Below are 19,733 nucleotides of genomic sequence, written 5' to 3'. Positions count from 1 at the left end.
AGCCTCGTGATAAACGAGCATTAAGTGCGGCAGAAGCACATAGAAGAATGAGGGGCTAACCAAAGGCTATCATCTGCTTTTTATTTTACATGAAAGGAGGTTGAAAAATGACAGCGAATGTTCAATATGAAATGGCAACTCGTGTTGCTATCAATACTGTTTCAGCTGTTGGATCTTTAAAGGGATTAAAAGATGCTGTTAGTGCTGCTACCAATGCATGGAAAGCACAAGAAACAGCATTGAAATCATCTGGAGATGCTATTGGAGCTGCACAAACAAGGTTTAATGGATTAGGCGACGTTATTGATAGGCAGAAAGCCAAAATTAATGAGCTTAAAAGTCGCCAAAACGGACTAGACAAAACTACCCAAGAGGGCGCTGAATCTTATTTAAAGTTGCAGAAACAGATTGATTCATCAACTAAACAGCTTGCTTCCTTAGAAGCACAACAAACACGTGCAAAGTCTAGCATGACGTACTATGCTAGTGGGCTAGCTGATTTGCAAAAAGGCTACCGTCAGTCCAATGAACTTTCAAAAAGTTTCGTTGAGCGCTTACAAGCTGAGGGGAAAGCCGAAGAAGCCAACAGAGCTAAAATGAGTGGCTTAAAACAATCTTTGTCTAATCTTTCATCACAATACTCTAAGCAACAAGAGGAACTAAAACGGGTCGCTAGTGAGTCTGGTGCTACTAGTGATGCCTATAAAAGGCAGCAAGTTCGATTAAATGAGACTGGAACGGCAATGGCTAAAACTAAGACTGAAATGAATGAGTTGCGAGAGTCTATGAATAAAAAGCCTAGTAGTTTCATGGATGGAATAAAAGGCCGTTTAACAGACGTTAACGAAAAAGCCGAAAAAACGTCACACTTATTTGGAACTATTTTAGGAGCACATCTAGTTGCAAACGGAATTACTAATGTATTAGCTTCTGTTCAAGCTCACTTTTCAGAATTAAAGGACGCGGTAGTTGAATATGATAACAAGCAACAAGTTATGGCATCAACTTGGGATACTTTGACAGGTTCTCATGGTAAAGGCCAGCAAATGGTAGATATTTCTAACCACTTATCAGCTGCTTACAATCAGTCTATAAATGTTGTTGACGAATTAGATCAACAATTTTATCACGTATTTGATAATGCACCAAGAACTGAAACATTGACTAAATCAATTTTAACTATGTCTGATACATTAGGCTTGTCTGCTGACAATACTAAGCGTTTAGGAACTAACTTCACTCATATGCTCTCGTCTTCTAAGATGCAATTAGGTGATTTCAATATGATTCAAGATCAGTTACCGATGTATGGTGAAAAGCTTCTTGAATATGAGAGAGAAAAGCAGAAGAATCACAAACTAACTATGTCCCAGTTGCGAGACGAGATGAGTGCTGGAAAAGTATCAGCAGATGATGCTGAAACAGTAATGAATGAGTTAGGCAAAAAGTACCAATCTGCTTCTGAAAATTTGATGAAGACTGGGCCCGGCATGGTACGTTCTATTAAAACACAATCGCCGGCATTACTAGATGCTCTTTATGAACCAATCAGAAAAATGAAAAATCCTTTTATTGGTCAAATATCGCATTGGATACAAGATTCTGATACAAAAAAAGAATTTAAAGCTGTTGGTGATGCATTCCAAATGCAGATTAACGATATAATTACTGCATTTGCTGGAAACTCAAAAAAAGTTAATCTAGGTGATGGTTTAACCAAGGGCCTTTTTAACTTGCAAACGGGAATTGACAAATTGGGTGCAACGATAGTAGCTCATAAAGATCAGATAAAGGAGCTTTTTTCTTCAATGAAAACAGCTTCCAAAACATCTTTTTCGGTTTTAGTACAGACTTTAAAGGACCTTGAACCTGTTCTTCAGATTGTTGGTCAGCTAGCCTCTGATCACCCTAAAACGTTTGCGGCCATTGCGGCTAATGGTTTACTTGCAAGTAAAGCGATATCAGGTTTAGCTATTGCTTTCAAAGGCTTAGATGTGATGAAAGGAACCGCTAGCACTTTGGGTGGCATAGCAAAAAGGCTCGTATTCAAGCCTAAAATAGATGGAGCTACAGGTAAGAAAGAACTTTCCTTGTTTGCTAAGGGGGTAAAGGGAATAGCACTAGGTGTGGGCAAAGGCTTGAAATGGACAGCTTCAATAGTGACAAAAGGTGCACAGTTAGCTATGACCGGTTTACTAAAAACAGCAAAAATAACGGGTTCCGGGATTAAATTGGCATTCAACTTTTTGAAAGCTAATCCTTTTATCTTGATTGTTACAGCTATTGCTGCTGTGATAGCTGCCCTTGTTGAACTTTATAAGCACAATGCCAAATTCAGAGCTTTTGTTAACAGTTTAATTAAGGCTGCACAAAATGCATGGAAAAATGTAACAAAATTCTTTAAGGTTTTATGGAAAGATTCAATCGGTGCCATTGAAAATATGTATAAAGGTGTTACTGGCTGGTTGGGAAATATGAAAAAGGGCATGGAAAAGCATGCATCGGAAGCGTGGAAAAATACTAAATCTGCATTTAGTGATGGTTGGAATAATGTAAAAAATTGGACATCCGATGGAGCAAGTAAAATTTCAAGTGGCTTTAGTAACATGAAAAAGTGGACTATTGGGCATGCAAAAGATATGTGGAGTAGCCATAAAGGCACATTTAAAGATGGTTACTCGGTACTGCAAAATTACACTCAAACCTGGCACGATGTAATGACAGGTAAGTGGGGCAAAGTTGGATCTGACCTTAAAAATGTAGCAAATAGTATTAATAAATTTATGCGTGATGTTTTCACTGGTATGTATAACAAACTAAATGATTTGACTGGTGGCCGATTAGGCGATGTACTTAATACCTTTAAATCTATATTTGGCAAAATTCATGATGTTGTGAGCGGTGCTATCGATAAAGTTCATCATGCTTTCACTGGAATTGTGCGTGGAGTTTTAAAACCATTCAATAGTATGCTAAGCGGCCTTAAAAAAGGCATTAACTGGGTGCTTGATAAAGTTGGTGCTGATAAGATTGGCGCTAGTTGGAGTGTACCAATGCCCAGTTATGCTACGGGTACTAAAGATACACACCAAGGTGGATTAGCCATGGTCAATGATGCTCCAGGTACTAACTATCGTGAGATGTTCCATTTACCCACGGGTGAAATAGGAATGTTTCCTAAAGATAGAAATATAATCGTGCCACTTCCTAAAGGTACTTCTGTTTTAGATGGAGACAGGTCAGCTAGCTTAGCTAAGATGCTTGGCGTTCCAGCGTATAAGAGTGGTATTGGATCGTTCTTTAGTTCTATGTGGAATAAAGGCAAGGATATTCTTGACGATGTTGATAAAATACTTGCACACCCTATTGATTTCATGGAAGGCGTATTTAAAAAATTTACTAATGGCATATCTAGCAAGGCTGGAATGGCATCTGATATTATCACTCATTTTCCTGGAACAGTTGCTAAAAGTGCAGTTAAATGGGTAAAAAAAATGTTTGAGGATATGGGGGATAGTGGTAATCCTGGTGGCAGTGGTGTAACTCGTTGGAAAGATACAATTAAAAAAGCCGCAGCCAAAATGCACGTTGATTTATCTGGTGCAGGGATGAATGCGGTATTGCACCGTATAGCACAAGAATCAAATGGTAACCCTACAGTAACCAATAATTGGGATAGTAATGCTAAAGCTGGTACACCAAGTAAAGGACTTCTACAGTATATCCAGCCTACATTATCATCTTGGGTACCTAAAGGTGTTAAAGCCAATCTTGCTAGTGGCTGGTCACAATTAACAGCTTTATTCAATGATTCAAACTGGCTTTCAGATATTTCTGTTAAAGGCGGTTGGGGTCCTACCGGTCACAAGCGCATGGCTAACGGTGGAATTGTGTCAACAAACCAGATGATAGAGGTTGCCGAAGGAAATAAGAAAGAAATGGTCATTCCAATGGTTGGCCAAAGCTCTAGAGCTTGGTCGCTATTGAAAGAAGTTATTGATAATTATGCTGACGGACAATTAAATAGTCAAAATGTTGTTTCAAAAATGTCTGATCAAAAAGATGAACAAGTCGAAAAACTTAAAAACAAAGTTGAAGATGTGTCTGTTAAATTTGACCAATTACTTTCGTTAATGAAACAGCAAATTGATGCTACTAAAGGTATAGGCACGTTTGACCAACAAGCTAAGTATCGTCAACAAGGATTAGATCAAAGTATGAGTGATATGCAAGCAATTTAAAGAAGGTGATTACAATTTCAGAACCATGGCTTAAGGTAAAAGTGGCTGATGAAGATGAAGTAAATGTAACCGATCTAGTTGACGGACTTGACTTTTTAGGAAGTGATGACACCCCTTCTATTACGAATAACTATCAAGAAAACGCAGGTTCTGATGGTAGTATATTTACTACTGCCTCAATTAACAAAAATATTTTCAATGCTAACTTCAGCTTACATTTTTCTGACTGGTATGATTTGAAACTAGCTAAACATGATATATACCGTTTGTTTATTCAAAAGAAACTAATGAGGTTACGAAGTGATGCAGAACCGGCAAAAGTCAGCTTTGCGAGAGCTACTCCATTTGATATCAAGCCTTTTCAAGACGGAGCTCATGATGCTACATTTTCCATTCCCTTTGAAAATCCTAGTGGCTATAAATTTAGTTTGCTGCGGTCTGATTCGTTATACACACGTGACGAAGCTGGTTGGCAGCGTGGGATGAACTTGCCTAATGGTGAAGATCTTATTTATCGCCATACAGTGCCGCAGTTTAAGATTTTTAATGCGAGTGATATTCCAATTGACCCGTACTATCAGCGGCATGATTTAAAGATCATTGTTAAATTTAAGGGCAATAGCTTGCAACTGGTAAACAAGACAAATGGGACATCATGGAAATATAACAAAAGTTCAAATGGTAGTGACCTCATTGTTCTTGATGGAATCAATACTACATTGAATGGCACCCCAGCAAGTGCCAATACAGATTACGGTAATCTGATATTAGAAAAAGGCTGGAATGATATTGTGGCTACTGGCGCAACCACAGTTGATATTACATTTAGTTTTCCGTTCATTTATATTGGCTGATAAGTTAATAGTTCAAGGCTTAAACAGCGCCTACAAAGAGCCTTTGAAGAGTGTGTTTTTTAACTCACTCTATATTCAACCATCAGTAAATGAATCATGGCAACTTCAGTTTACAGCCTATGATGATAAATCGATTGCCTTTAATATGCTTAGTGTCGAAGCAAGCGTGTTTTGGAATAACCAGGAATATATCATTAAACAGCTTGTCCCAGATCATGCAAATGGATTTACAACAGTTCAGGTCACATGTAGTCATGTTAGCTATGAAGTATCAAGAATATGGCAACACTCAGTCAAGACAGGAACATTAACTTATTCAGTTGATGATGTTCTGTCTTTTATTTTGGGTGGAAATTCAGAAGGGTTTACTTGGCAGGTCATCGGATCCTTTAGCAAAGATCAGATTACAGATTTAGGTAATTGCTCTGGCAAAGATATGTTGAGTAAGATTATATCGACCTGGTCAGATGCTGTTTTTTGGCCGGATAACAAAAATATCAGAATTTATCAGCATGATGCACTCGTTAAAGATTTAGGACACAGGCTGGATTATCTCCATAACACTAGGGAGCTTAAACTTACCTACGATTCGACTAATGGAATAGTCAACAAGATGCGTTGTGTGAGTGTTGAAAAAGACAGCAGTGATAGTAACAATCCAACGTATTGGTTTGATCCGTTTTATGTAACAGATGATGCTTCAATTGCTCGCTATGGCGTGCGTGATGGTGGAGATATTTCTGATGATAGGTTTCATGATGCTGCTTCAATGAAGAACTATGGCATTTCACAGTTAGCACCTGATCCAGCATTGACCATCGAAGTTACTCAAGATGGTAATGATGAACCAACTTTCATGGAAAACATGAGACTTGAAAATCGTCAGGATAGATATGTGACAAATGTTGAAGTGGCATCGTATCAATATTATCCGTTGGACCCTGGAACGCCAACAACAATTACACTGAACAACACCGCTAAGACTATTCTGAATTATCAACGTAATCAAGCTAAGAAACTAGCTGAAAGTTTTGCGCAGCAACAGGCCGTAATTAATCAATTAAAGAGTGATTATGCAAAAATTGGTCAGGATTATCAAACAACAAACGATGCAATTGTGGAAATGCTTAAAAAAATTAATGAGTTGCAGGCGAATGGCATATTTGTGGATGTCTCAAGCAATAATGCTGATACTTCAGTAGCTTGGTTTACCAAATTGGTGAATTACGGAGCCAAAGGCTTAATGGTTAAACTGACACAATCTACAGATTATGTTAATCAACTCGCTACTACACAGATAAATAATGGAAAAACTGCTGGTTTAGATTTGGTAGGTTGTTACCATTATTTTATGGGTGACGGTACGGCAGAAGGACAAGCGTTTTTAACGCAATTACAAGCTGAGAATATTCCGACAAACGTTATTGTTTCACTTGACGTTGAGGATGTTTCATTAGATCCGACTGCTGATAAAGCTACAATTACAAAAGATAAATTGAATGAGCAGATAGCAGCTTTTTATAAGGTCTTGACGGATGCTGGATATTTGAACACTTGCGATTATGCAAGCTTGAGCAGATTCAATGATTGGTTTACGCCTATTGCGAAGTATAGATGGATTGCTGCATATAGTGCCACAAACAAACCACAAGGTGCATCAGCATGGCAGTTTAGTTCAAATTGGAACAATTTAGGTGTTGATGCAAGTTATGGGTACTATCCAATATTTATTTAGGAGGTTAAAAAATGGGATTTAAATGGCCACCAAAATTAGATTTAACTGATGAATCAAACGGATTGCAAGATAGAAATTATAGAAACCACATGCAAGGAAATTGGAATACATTGCGTTGGTGGTATTACCACCTTATGGGGTACTGGTCTAGCTTTTGGAATATCTTAACGGGCAGACTTGATGATCAGGATATAAAAATTTCAGCTCTGGAAAATAAAATGACTTCACAAGCGATACAAAATACAAACAACACTGAGGTGGTTGATTCACGTACCAATGCCAAAGGCAAAACTTTTAATAGTTTAGGTGAGCGTCTTAATAATGATACCTATTCCAAAGATGAAATAGACACAATGATTGATTATGTTTCCTTAGATGATTCTATTATCAGTGATTATACTGTTGATGGGGTTGTTGATAGCTTAAAATCCTTTGCAGGACAAATTAGTACTAGCAGTAATTTTAAATGCTTACTTTTACAAGATGAACATTTTTTAACTGCATATAGTTGGGAGGCTTATGAAAATTTTAAAAATGCTGGTCCTTTAGTCTATGACATGCTTGCAAATATGGCTGTGTTTGATGGTTTGTTGGATAGTGTAGTTGTTAATGGAGATAATATTGATGGCGGAGATTCTAACGTGAATCAGCTTTTGCTAAAAAATAGAAAAGTGGCAAGCATTATTCGCTTGGCTTTATCACATACAGATGTTTTTGTTCAGCTTGGTAACCACGATGATGGTACGGTTTTTAACACAACTCCGGGAAAGTTTTTAACACGCTCAGACGTACTAAAGCTTTATAACTATGATGCACATAGCTTTGGAGAAACACGTTCAGATTTTGATGCGTTTAAGGACTATAACGATAAGAAGGTACGCTTGATTAGTCTAAACACGTATAACCAAACTGAAAAATATGATAATAATGGTAATTTAATATACTCGCGAGGCAATCACAGTGTGATCACACAAAAACAATTAACATTTGTAGTCAATGCTCTTGCCAGTGTTCCTAATGGATATGCTGTTTTGATAGTAACTCATTGTCCTCTTCAAGGATATGGGAACAACAAACCCTTTACGTCGATTGATAGCTATCCATATAACACAAATCACGATTTATTAAATGGAGTTTTGCAAGCATATGCTGGCAAGACGACTTATTCCGGTACAGGTAGTGATGACAACTTTCCAGCAACAATTGAGGCTGATTTTAGTAAGTCCAATGGAGATCTAGCAGGAGTGGTGGTTGGTCATGAGCATTCTGACATGAGTATGCAAGAAATTGATGGTGTCAAGTTGACCGAGCGTTGCTGCTTTATTCCATCCGGTAGGGTTATAAATGGAACAAAAGTTAATCCAGACTTAGGAACAATTGATCAATATGCTTTTGATATAATTGAAATTGATACAACTAATAGACAAGTAATATTCAAACGTTTTGGGCAAGGGAGTGATTATAGCTATGGTTACTGACAGTCAGTTCCAAAAGATGGAAAATGACATGAAGTTTTTAAAAAAGGAAGTTGAACAGCACATCGGAGCTGATGGGAGTGGATCATGGACTGGTGGCAATGGAATAAATGATGCGCACCCCCTTGCCGGAAATGGTCGTTCAGGATTTATGCCGTATGAAATGTATAATTGGACCGATAAACATCTTGGATCACCAGCGATAACCAACCCTTCTACAGACATTAAGACTTTAGCAGATGGCTTATATCATGTTCCTAACAATATTAATGAGGCCCCAGAAAATTGGAACACTTCAGCAGCCTTAGAGATAAAATCTTTTGCGGACAAAACAAAGGTTTTAATTTGGACATACACTCCAAGTAATGTCTCCTTTATAAAGACTCTAAAATATGATGGAACAGAACAACCCTGGCAGAGGATAACAACATATCAGGAACTATATAGAGGAAGCTTTAAACCTTCACAAGGTTCAACTATCACATTTCAAGAGGCAATTCCAAGCGGAGTCTACAATTCGAGTGGAACTAGGCTGAGAATTTATGGCTATGCTCCAGGTTTTGTTGCTTTCAGCATAATTCTAGTGCCAACTTACCGAAGTACACAAACACTAAGCTCAACTCAGCCAACTGATGATTCACTGCAAGTAGTATCAAGCCAAATTGGGATTAATTTAACAAATGCTTCAATAACCTTTGCTTCAGCCCTTAAATACTTGATAGGAAACGATAGTACAGGAAACATAATTACTGCAAACAATTCTCCTTTTGATGATTGGACAATTGTTGGTATAGATGCAATACACTAGGGGGGCAACAAAATGCAATTACAGTTAGACAGTGATAATAATGTGATTGGATATGCAGATATTGGAACTATATCTGATGGAGTAGATTATGAGGGAGATATTCCAGACGATTTTTATTCTAATTTCAAAAATTACAAACTAGAAGACGGCAATCTAGTTTAGATTTCAATGTTTATAAAAATATTTATTTATATGGAGGAAATTCTATGAGTGATTTAGTAGCAACTGAAAGCGATGTTAATAATTATATTCAAAATGCAGATCTTGATTCTACTTTAGTCAATCCTTACTATCCAGCAAATTCCACAACATCAATGGAAATAAAAACTGATTTTAATCGCAACTGGGCACACTTTACTGGAATGGATACAACGACGGCTGGAAAGGGAGTTTGCGCAGATATTGATATTGCAAGTCATAATTGGCGTTTTGGATTTAATGCCAACGTTTTATTTGAAATTAGAAATAACTCAACTTTAGACCAAAAATTTGACTTAATTTGGAGCTTGGTAAGAACAGATGGAAGTGTCAAAAAAATAACAGGTTTGAGTGGGTTCATCTTAAAAACAAATAAAATAGCAAAAGTAAATGCAGTAATGCCACTGCCTTCTTTGCAAGGAATTGCGATAAGCGATTTAGAAAAGATTGTTTTTAGCTTGATTGCCAAAGATAAAACTAGTGTTGATTTTTATCTTCGTGGATTAGCAATCACCCGTTTGGAAGAACAAAATGTTGATTTTGGGTATGCTAATGAAAAAAGTAACGCTATTGACAATGGAAATTTAAGCAAATGGGGTTATAATGGTGGATTTTCAGCAGTAAATAGTAATCTGCAATATAAATATAATAGTGGGGATCAAACTCCGGTTATGAATGTCTCATCATCAAATACTGAAGGCGATCGTGGAATAAATATGGAGTTTGATGTGATTGAAAAATCGTCCAACTATTATTACCCAATACTCTTAAATCTTAAAATCAGAGATTACAATGACAGAAAAGATGATATTGCTGTTAGGGTTGTTGTTTATAATATCGATGGTTCGATTCAAGTACATCAAGTGGATAAATTGAGATTAAGAAACGCAATCAATGATTATACGTTATCTATTCCTAGCATCAAAAGCCTTGGATCTACACAGTCAAACATCCAGAAAGTAGCTGTGCAAGTCGTTGATAGTTCAGCCAATTCTATAAATTGGGATATTTATTATGCAAAAGTTGAATTTTTGCCTGATAACAAATTAAATCATGTAGGTAACAACAACATATTATTATCTTATGATGATCCGACTGCTAATGTAGTCCCTGTCAATGTCATCAAAGAATACAAAGGTGTCGTAAATGGACACAAAGTAATTAACTTTAAGTCCTCAACTATTGATGTCAATGATAAAAAGATGTATATGCAACTTGACTATAACAAAATGCAATCTGACTTCGAAGATTTTGCAGGCAATAAAATTAAAGCAAAAATAAGGATTAAAAACAACACTGATAACAATAGTTTTAAAATTTATGCACAATATAACTACGGAACAGGATCAACTCGCATTACGTTGAAACAGTTCAATTTGGAAAATAATAGTGTTGCAAGTGTTGACGATTTAATTTTGCCAACTCCAAGTTCATTGCCTGATGTTAATGTAAGTAGCTTGGAATCAATCTTTGTCTATGTCCAAGCAGTTGACATTACTAAAAACATTGATTTCGATGTATTGGAATTCAATTTGGCACAGTATGCTGTAAAGAAAGTTTTAGGAAATTCCATTCAGCAAAATACTTTGCCAGTCATTCAACTAAATGGTGATGTTTCTTCAATGAATGGCAGTAAATATGCTAACACGTCTTTTAGCTTCATTGATAAAGAGAGAAAAATCAACGCCTTTGCTAAAATTGAATGGCAAGGCGACAGTTCTCAAGCTTATCCAAAGAAAAACTATAAGTTAAAACTTTATTCAGATAATAAAGTTAAGAACAAGCTGAAGGTTAGATTTAAGCCAACATGGGTTAATGAAAGTAGTTATGTCTTAAAGGCAAACTTTATAGATGTTACAGAAGCTAGAAACATATGCAATGCTAGAATTTTTTCAAAAGCTACTCAAGTTACTAAAATTAAAAATCCAGATGTTCGTGACTCTTTAGTTAAGGCACCTAATTATGGTCAGATGGATGGGTTCCCAGTTAAAGTATTTCTAAATGGCAATGATTTAGGTTTATATACTCTGAATTTGTCAAAACACGATGTTTCATTTGGCATGGATGAAGATGTTGACACTAATGAAGCAATATCATTTGAAACAATTAATAGTTTGTTGAATACCGTCTCGGACACTATTGATGGAACTAATTACGCTTGTGAAGTTCACGATGATCCGACTCCTGATTTAATAAATAATTTCAGTTCATTTTTGAATTTTATTAATACTTCGACAGACAATGATTTTAAAGCACATTTAGCAGAATATATTGATATTAAGTCAGTAATAAACACGTATCTGTTTGGAATTTGGGCACACGAATGGGACAATACTGCTAAATCGCTAATACTTTTGACGTGGGATTCTGGGAAAACGTACTACATGATCCCATATGATTTAGATTCAACATGGTACTTGTATTGGAATGGAAGCAAATTAAGTAATGAAACATCATTTGCATTAAGTGGAAATATTGGAAAGTTTGTTACTAATGCTAACTACAATGTCTTGTTCAAACGAATATACAATTTGATGTTTGATCAAGTAAAGGAGCAATGGACCATGCTTAGAAATTCAGTATGGAATAATGAAAGAGCAATTGATGTATTCAAACAATTCATTTCTGAAATTCCAGAAAGCGAGTTTGAAAGCAATTTGGAGCTCTGGCCTACAATTCCAAGTTCAACTACCAACGATTTCAATCAAATTAAACAATCTATAATCAAACGTGGAGATGAAATGGATGCATTTTTAGATGCTGATTAATATCTAAAAAAATAGCAAGTTTAGACAAGTCAAGTGTAAAGCTAGACTTGTTTTTTTACACAAAAATAGTGGTGGGCGGGTAGGAAAAAGGAAGTGATGAGTTGCACGAATTTTTTGGGATTGATTGGACTGAGTGGGCTGCTTTGATGGGGATAGTTGGAGCGTTCATCACAATAGTTTCTGCGATAGTCGGTTTTGTATTCAAGTACGTCATTGTCGCACCGTTTGCTGGTAAAGTGGATAGTTTAACTAAGAGCATGGATGATCTCAATAGCAGCATGAAAAACTCCGATAAAAGGCTAACTGTTTTTGAAAAAAGACTAGATGATCATGACAGACGTTTAGATCGGCACCATGAACAAATTAAATACTTAAAAGAAAAAAGATAGGGGATTTCATCAATGGAAAAAATCAAAGAAAAGTTGGTCCAAGCTGATGGAACTTTGAATGGTAAAGTTTTGGCTGGTTTAATTGCTTTAGCGATTGTTTTGATACAACAGGTACTTGCTGCCTTTGGAATTAAGTTCCCTGGTGACTGGAATTCGATTGTGGCAATTATCAATACATTACTGACTATTCTAGGCTTGATTGGTGTTATAAGTGAAGTTACTCCGGTGTCAACAAATACTGATCTTTCAGAACTTGTTAAGCAAATTGAAAGTATTGAGCAGACGGCAAATTCAGCAAACACTACTGCTACTAGCGCAGCAGTTAACGCCACCAGTGCTCAAAAAGTTGTTAGTCAGGTAGCTGAAACTGCAAATACTGCTCAAGAGCAGGCCGCAAAAGCGCTTAAGATTATAAAAACTAGCAATCCTAAAGATTACCAAACCTTGTTGGACGCTAAACCAGTCAGCGAATTAATTGATAATGACGGCAATGTAATCACTGGCGGTACTCAAACTAAATAGGAGGGAATCCTTTGAAAATTAAAAAGTTACTACTTGGGGTAGCTGCAACCGTGGCTACTCTTTTGTTTACAATAAAATTAGTTTCTGCTGATACTTTGCCAGTCTATGATATGTCAGAATGGCAAGGCCCAAAGACAGAACAACAGTTTCAAAACGTTAAGAGCGAAGTATCAGGCTTGCTATTCAGAAGGCAATATGGCTCTAACTATATTGATAAGCAGGTGAATAACTACACACAGCTTGCAGATAAAGTTGGTGTTCCATACGGAGAATACGCATATGCTAGATTTGTCTCAGCGTCCGATGCGAGACAGGAAGCTAAAGATTTCTATAATAGGTCAGACAAAAATGCTAAGTTCTATGCGCTTGATTATGAAGAGCCTTGTGTGATACACGGATCTTCACAAGATGCAGTAAAAGCATGGTTAAGTGAAATGCGATCACTCACTAACAAAAAAATAATATTTTATAGCTATCGCAAATTTTCTGATATTTACGCAGGACAAGCAGTATTAAATCAATTTGACGGTTTCTGGCTAGCAGCGTATCAGTCTAATTTGCCTCAACCTCAAAATTATGACTTATGGCAACACAGAGATGATCAACCTAGTCTTGCTTTAGGTTTAAGTCTTGATAGTTCGCTTGTTATGACTGATAAACATCCGGTTTCGTATTGGTTTGGTAATACAGCTAAGGTTATCAATAAAAAGCTGAACAATGATGATCGACACGATGGATTTACTGTAGGCCAAACAGTTACCTTGAAACAATCAGCCGTAGATTGGTATGTACCAAGAGTTGGGATTAATCCAAGTGCAAAAGGACAGACATATACGATTAAAGACACTAAAAAGATTGTGCTGTCACGTTCCAACCAAGCCGTTTTACTATATAAAGGCAATACAGCAATTGGGTGGGCCTTAGCTCAGGATGTTCAAAATTACGATGTACCTAAAACTTCGACTACACTAGTTTCTGGAACATTTAATGATGACGGATATACAATTAACCGCGAGAACGGCACATTCACAGCTAAAACAGCCTTGAGAGTGTTTGCTTATCCAGGAGTAAAACCTACCGGAGCAACATACTATCCTGGCGAATCTGTGAAGTATGACGGCTGGTACAGACGTGGCAACTATATCTATATTAGCTACGTAAATTATGCAGGATACCACCATTATATTGCGGTACGTGAAAACGGTGTTGCATTGGGGGATTTCAAGTAGTAAACTTTCTTAACGAGCATGGTACAAAGTATAGACTATTTCTCAATTGAAATAGTCTTTATTTTTTTGCAATAAAAAAACCTGCAATAGCAGGATAAGATTACTTACCGCCTATTATATTCATGTTGCATAGATGTTGCATGGAATGCTATTTATCAAATCACAAAGTCTCTATTAATTGGTATATCAGTGTTTCTATTTTATATCTTAGAGAAAATACCGAGCCCAGCTAGCCCAATAGTTTATAATTGTCATTTTCAAAACGTCACTTTAGGTGACGCTTTTTTGTTTGCACAAAAGTTTTAAATTGACTTTTTGTAAAGCAAAAGGTACATTCAATATATTGGTATATATCATTTTAAAAATTGAATAACGCGGAGGATATATTAGTGAAAATAGGTTTTATTGGTGCTGGACATATGGCACAAGCAATTATTAATGGATGGTTGAAGGTCAATAAAGTTAGCAGTTCGGATATTTTTATTCACAGTGCACGTCGAGAAAGTTACGCTGTTTATGCGCAAGAAAAGAATCTTGTACCAGTTGATAGCAATAATGAAGTAATTAAGAAGGCAGATATTATTTTTCTTGCGGTTAAGCCATTGGTTCTAGGCAAAGTGCTTGCAGAGGTAAGGGATAAACTAAAGAAACAGAACAAAGTAATTGTTTCAATGGTCAGCGGTGTTTCGCTTACTGAAATACAGCAAGAATTAGATAACGATAATGTAGAATTACTCCGAATAATGCCAAACGTTAACGTTGAAATTAATGAAGGAATGACTGCATTAGCTAAAAATGAGTGTATGACGGAAGAACATTATGATTTTTGCGAAAATCTTTTTAACGCATTGGGAAAAACAAGTAATATTTCGGAAAAAGATTTCAGTACGTTTGTAGCCTTGAGTGGAAGCTCGCCGGCTTTTGTTTATTTCTTTATTGATGCCCTGTCCAGAGCGGGTGTGAAGTACGGTTTATCAAAAAAGCAAGCAACTGAAATTGCTGCGCAGGCTGTAATGGGGAGCGCTAAAAAGGTACTAACTGATCCACGGACACCATGGGAATTAGTTGATGATGTGTCATCTCCAGGTGGAACAACCGTTGCTGGTTTGTTGGCTATGGAAGAAGCTGGTTTTATGACATCAATTGTCAAAGCAGTCGATGCGACAATTGCAAAAGATCAAGGAAAATAAGAATTATATGACTAGGGGTCAGGCAAATATGAAAACTGTTTTAAAACATGGAACGATATATACTGGTAATGAAAAAATAGTGGATGGATATATTCGCTTTGATAAAAAAATTGAAGCGATCGGGCCATTAAGTGAATATAAGGCGACTTCTGATGATATTGTTTTTGATGCAACGGATAAGATAATTATACCGGGATTTATCGACGTCCATAGTCATGGAGGATATGGCTTCGACTCGATGGATGGTGATCCTGTTCAAATTGACGAAATGGTTAATAATATGATTCATGAAGGAATAACAAGCTACTTTGCGACAACTATGACGCAATCTCCTGCCGCAATTGCTAAAGCAATGAGCGGAATAAAAAAGGCTGCAGAACATAATCCAATCATTCAGGGAATCCATTTAGAGGGACCTTTTATCTCAGCTGTTTTTAAGGGAGCTCAGCCAGAGGAATATATTCAAGCTCCGAATATTGAATTGTTTGATAAGTGGAATGAGCTATCGGGACATCTGATAAAATTGGTAACTTATGCGCCTGAATATAAAACGGCTCCTGCTTTTGAAAACTATTGCTTGGAACACAATATAATTCCATCCATTGGACACAGTAATGCAAAAAATGAGGAAATGCGATTTTCTAAGGCAAGTCATGTAACCCATTTGTATAATGCACAGCGGGAATTCAAACATCGTGAATCGGGAGTAACCGGTCATGCCTTACTAGAAGATAATATTTATTGTGAGGTGATTGCAGACGGATTCCATGTAAGTCCAGATATGCTTCACTTAGCTTATAAGTTGAAGGGACCTGAGAGGATGGAACTTGTGACTGATTCAATGAGAGCTAAGGGGATGCCTGAAGGAGTGTCTGAGTTAGGTGGACAAAAAGTAATTGTCAAAGATAAACAGGCTCGTTTGGAAACAGGAAATTTAGCTGGATCTGTGCTGAAGTACCAAGATGCTTTTAGAAATATTATGAAATTTACTGGATGCGGAATAGAAGAAGCTGTGATGATGTCTTCAGTTAATCAAGCACGTGAATTCTCTTTGAATAATAAGGGGTCTCTTACTATTGGTAAAGATGCTGATTTAAATGTGTTAGGTGATGATATGCAGCTAGTTGCGACTTACAGCATAGGAAAACGCTATCAAAATTAATTTTATAGATGGGGGAAAGAAAGTGGCATCACCTATATATATTCAAATTCATAATGATATTAAACGCTCGATTGAGTCCGGAAAATGGCAGATCGGTGATCGAATACCTTCTGAACGCGAGCTAGCTGTTAATTTCGGTGTAAGCCGAATGACCTTGCGTCAAGCTGTTCAAACACTTGTTGAGGAGGGAATTTTAGAGCGGCATGTAGGATCAGGGACCTATGTCGCTCGGCAAAAAGTTCAAGAAAAAATGTCAGGTGTAACAAGTTTTACTGAATTAACAAAGGCGCAGGGGAAGATACCTTCAAGCAAAACAATTTCTTATCATATAGCTACACCATCATTGAGCGAGATGGAAAAATTGCAATTGAACGAAAAAGAACCAGTTTTACGAATGGAAAGGATTCGTTATGCTGATGAGACACCTATTTGTTTTGAAGTTGCCACTGTTCCGCAAGCTTTGGTAAAAAAATATAATAAAGAACAAGTGACGAGCTCATTGTACCGTGTTCTTGAAGAGAATGGATATGCTATTGGTCATGCAGAGCAGACAGTATCAGCAATGCTTGCTTCAGAAAAAATAGCAGATTATTTAGAGGTTAGGCGCGGAGATGCTATTTTGCGATTACGTCAAATAACAAATTTGTCTAATGGGCAACCGTTCGAATATGTCAGGACACAATATGTTGGAGAACGGTTCGAATTTTATTTGGAAAAATAAAAGGTCGATCACTAAAAAAGCTTAAGACAGGGTTTAAAGGCATACGCCAAACCACTGATTCTTAAGCTCTTATTTGTTATGCTTAAATTTAGCATGAAAGATTAGCAGCAGATATTTTGGTAAAGCAAGCATTCTGCCAAAGCGACTAGGCTCTTGAAAAAGACGGTAGAGCCATTCTATATGGTGCTTTTGCCAAAATAGCGGTGCACGTTTTGCGACGCCGGCTAAAACATCAAAACTGCCACCAACTCCCATCCAAATAGCTTGTGAACTGTTACGATGATGAGCGATGAAAAGTTCTTGTTTTGGGAAGCCTAACGCAACAAAGACAAAATCTGGAGAAGACTGTTGAATCTCTTGAACGATAGTTGACTCGTTTTTGAAATATCCATCATGATAACCTGCAATTATTAATTGTGGATAGTCTTGACGAATTTTGACAATTATTTTAGTAATTACGGATGGTTTGGCTCCTAAAAAGTAGACTCGTTTACTTTTTTTATTTGCAAATTTTAGAAGTGAAAGAAGTGTATCATAGCCAGTTACACGTTCTGGAAGAGGTCGGCCTAAAATTCTGGCGCCTTTGACTATTCCGATACCGTCTGCTGTTGTATAATCAGCAGTATTTAAAACGGAAGCATATTCTTTGTTTTGACGGGCAAACAAGACAATCTCTGGATTTGCGGTCACGACAAAGCGATTTTTGTGTGCATTGCTGTCTTTTTCAAGTTGTTCCAGCAGCTCCTGATTGGTTATTTTTGTAAAACTAGTGCCAAGAACATCTACATGCGAAAATAATTGTGACATAACCACCTAACCCACTTTCAAAAGATTACATACAGTATAACAGAAAAAATGACGGAGTTATGAAAAAGTGATAAAATAGTGCAATAGTGTAAAATCGGATAATACGCATGGTGCACATATAATAAGTAGCTCAGCTGACCGCTGAGAAGGAGAATAAAAATGTTAACGAATTACCCAGATGATAGTTATGCACTACATACGGATGAGTATCAGTTGAATATGATACAAACATATTGGTTGCAGGGAATTGATCAAAAAAAGGCAGTTTTTGAAGTATATTTTAGAAAGCTTCCTTTCAAAAACGGCTACGCAATTTTTGCAGGTCTTGAACGAGTAATTGAATATATTTCAAAATTGCATTTTTCTCAATCTGATCTAGACTATCTGGAAAGTACAGGGAATTTTTCCAAAGAATTTCTTAAGTATTTACGCAACTTTAGCTTTACTGCAACTATTCGCTCAGCGATTGAAGGAGAAGTTGTTTTCAATAATGAACCGATTTTGCAAGTTGAAGGACCTTTGGCAGACTGCCAACTAGTAGAAACCGCAATTTTGAATATTATCAATTATCAAACCTTAATTGCAACGAAAGCTGCGAGGATTCGATCGGTTGTCCACAATGATGCTATTATGGAATTTGGTACAAGGCGAGCACAGGAATTTGATGCTGCAATCTGGGGGACAAGGGCGGCATACATTGGTGGGTTTGATGCGACAAGTAATGTGCGTGCAAGCAAGATCTTCGGCATTCCTACTAGTGGAACACATGCACATGCGCTTGTGCAAGCTTACCGCAGTGATTATGCAGCCTTTAAGGCATATGCAACGACACATAAGGACTGTGTTTTTCTTGTTGATACATATGACACTTTGCGTAGTGGAGTTCCGAATGCAATTAAGATTGCTCGTGAATTTGGAGAGCAAATCAATTTTTTGGGTGTAAGAATAGATTCTGGCGATATGGCCTACATTTCTAAAAGGGTACGTGAACAGCTTGATGAGGCTGGATTCCCAGATGCAAAAATTTATGCATCGAATGATCTTGATGAGAAAACAATTACTAATTTGAAAATGCAAGGAGCCAAAATTGATGTGTGGGGCGTAGGAACTAAACTTATTACGGCATTTGATCAACCGGCCTTGGGAGCTGTCTATAAAATGGTGGCAATTGAGAATAAAGACGGCAAATTGGAGGACACCATCAAACTTTCAAGCAATGCTGAGAAAGTTTCGACACCTGGAAAAAAACAGGTTTGGCGCATTACTAAGAAAGAAGATGGCAAATCAGAAGGTGATTATATTGCTTTGTGGAATGAAGATCCCCGCAAAGAGGAGTCATTGTATATGTTCCACCCGCAATACGTCTATATCAATAAAAATGTAACTGATTTTAAGGCTCGTCCTCTGCTGCAGGATATTTTCAAGGAAGGTAAGCTGCTATATCAAGCTCCGACTTTGGCTAAAATTAAACGATATGCACATGAACGGTTGGAAAGTTTATGGGAAGAATATAAACGTGATCTTAACCCACAGGATTACCCAGTTGACCTGTCGCAAGAATGTTTTGACAATAAAATGAAAATCATAAAAGAAATCCGTGAAAACATTGGCAAAAAAGCGTAAAATATATTGAT

The 19,733-nt window shown here is 37.0% G+C and carries 15 protein-coding genes; 14 read left to right on the top strand and 1 reads right to left on the bottom strand.

What is annotated here, in order from left to right; all coding sequences use genetic code 11:
- Window positions 1-107: 107 nt before the first annotated feature.
- The 13 genes from FC19_RS07700 (at window position 108) to FC19_RS07645 (ending at window position 17,292) form a co-directional block, all read left to right on the top strand.
- Window positions 108-4,241, top strand: coding sequence for a tape measure protein (locus FC19_RS07700; RefSeq protein WP_057876400.1), 4,134 nt, complete (start codon window positions 108-110; stop codon window positions 4,239-4,241).
- Window positions 4,242-4,282: 41 nt separating this feature from the next.
- The gene (locus FC19_RS07695) at window positions 4,283-5,095 is read left to right on the top strand and encodes a phage tail domain-containing protein (protein WP_235809346.1); all 813 of its coding nucleotides are present in this window, start codon (window positions 4,283-4,285) and stop codon (window positions 5,093-5,095) included.
- The gene (locus FC19_RS07690; protein ID WP_083488406.1) at window positions 5,025-6,830 is read left to right on the top strand and encodes a phage tail protein; all 1,806 of its coding nucleotides are present in this window, start codon (window positions 5,025-5,027) and stop codon (window positions 6,828-6,830) included. The genes FC19_RS07695 and FC19_RS07690 overlap by 71 nt, the downstream gene beginning before the upstream one ends.
- Window positions 6,831-6,841: 11 nt before the next feature.
- Complete coding sequence (locus tag FC19_RS07685) at window positions 6,842-8,308, top strand: metallophosphoesterase (RefSeq protein ID WP_057876398.1); 1,467 nt, start codon at window positions 6,842-6,844, stop codon at window positions 8,306-8,308.
- Complete coding sequence (locus FC19_RS07680) at window positions 8,298-9,113, top strand: hypothetical protein (RefSeq protein ID WP_057876397.1); 816 nt, start codon at window positions 8,298-8,300, stop codon at window positions 9,111-9,113. The genes FC19_RS07685 and FC19_RS07680 overlap by 11 nt, the downstream gene beginning before the upstream one ends.
- Before the next feature lie 12 nt (window positions 9,114-9,125).
- Entirely contained in the window at window positions 9,126-9,275 is a 150-nt protein-coding gene (locus tag FC19_RS11350; RefSeq protein ID WP_083488405.1) for a DUF2977 domain-containing protein, read from the top strand.
- A gap of 44 nt (window positions 9,276-9,319) precedes the next feature.
- Window positions 9,320-12,079 (top strand): CotH kinase family protein, encoded by a 2,760-nt coding sequence (locus FC19_RS07675; protein WP_057876396.1) that lies wholly within the window; start codon window positions 9,320-9,322, stop codon window positions 12,077-12,079.
- Window positions 12,080-12,180: 101 nt separating this feature from the next.
- Window positions 12,181-12,468 (top strand): hypothetical protein, encoded by a 288-nt coding sequence (locus tag FC19_RS07670; protein WP_057738173.1) that lies wholly within the window; start codon window positions 12,181-12,183, stop codon window positions 12,466-12,468.
- Window positions 12,469-12,480: 12 nt separating this feature from the next.
- Window positions 12,481-12,990, top strand: a complete 510-nt coding sequence (locus FC19_RS11950; protein ID WP_083488404.1) for a phage holin — start codon at window positions 12,481-12,483, stop codon at window positions 12,988-12,990.
- A gap of 11 nt (window positions 12,991-13,001) precedes the next feature.
- Complete coding sequence (locus tag FC19_RS07660) at window positions 13,002-14,219, top strand: GH25 family lysozyme (RefSeq protein WP_057876395.1); 1,218 nt, start codon at window positions 13,002-13,004, stop codon at window positions 14,217-14,219.
- A 389-nt stretch (window positions 14,220-14,608) separates the two neighbouring features.
- Entirely contained in the window at window positions 14,609-15,409 is an 801-nt protein-coding gene (gene proC, locus FC19_RS07655; protein ID WP_057876394.1) for a pyrroline-5-carboxylate reductase, read from the top strand.
- Between the two features lie 28 nt (window positions 15,410-15,437).
- Window positions 15,438-16,571: an N-acetylglucosamine-6-phosphate deacetylase gene (gene nagA / locus FC19_RS07650; protein WP_057876393.1), complete on the top strand. Its 1,134-nt coding sequence runs from the start codon at window positions 15,438-15,440 to the stop codon at window positions 16,569-16,571.
- A gap of 22 nt (window positions 16,572-16,593) precedes the next feature.
- Window positions 16,594-17,292: a GntR family transcriptional regulator gene (locus FC19_RS07645; protein WP_057876392.1), complete on the top strand. Its 699-nt coding sequence runs from the start codon at window positions 16,594-16,596 to the stop codon at window positions 17,290-17,292.
- Between the two features lie 69 nt (window positions 17,293-17,361).
- Here the strand turns inward: FC19_RS07645 and FC19_RS07640 are convergent, their stop codons facing one another.
- On the bottom strand, window positions 17,362-18,099 hold the full coding sequence (locus tag FC19_RS07640; RefSeq protein WP_057876391.1) for a WecB/TagA/CpsF family glycosyltransferase: 738 nt from the start codon (window positions 18,097-18,099) through the stop codon (window positions 17,362-17,364).
- Between the two features lie 159 nt (window positions 18,100-18,258).
- Between FC19_RS07640 and FC19_RS07635 the strand changes: the two genes are divergently transcribed.
- Entirely contained in the window at window positions 18,259-19,722 is a 1,464-nt protein-coding gene (locus FC19_RS07635) for a nicotinate phosphoribosyltransferase (protein ID WP_057876390.1), read from the top strand.
- The last annotated feature ends 11 nt before the right edge of the window (window positions 19,723-19,733 follow it).

The organism is Liquorilactobacillus aquaticus DSM 21051 (assembly GCF_001436755.1).
GTDB lineage: Bacteria > Bacillota > Bacilli > Lactobacillales > Lactobacillaceae > Liquorilactobacillus > Liquorilactobacillus aquaticus.
Note: the sequence above shows the minus strand (reverse complement) of the source record. Positions and strands in the feature narration are given on the sequence as shown.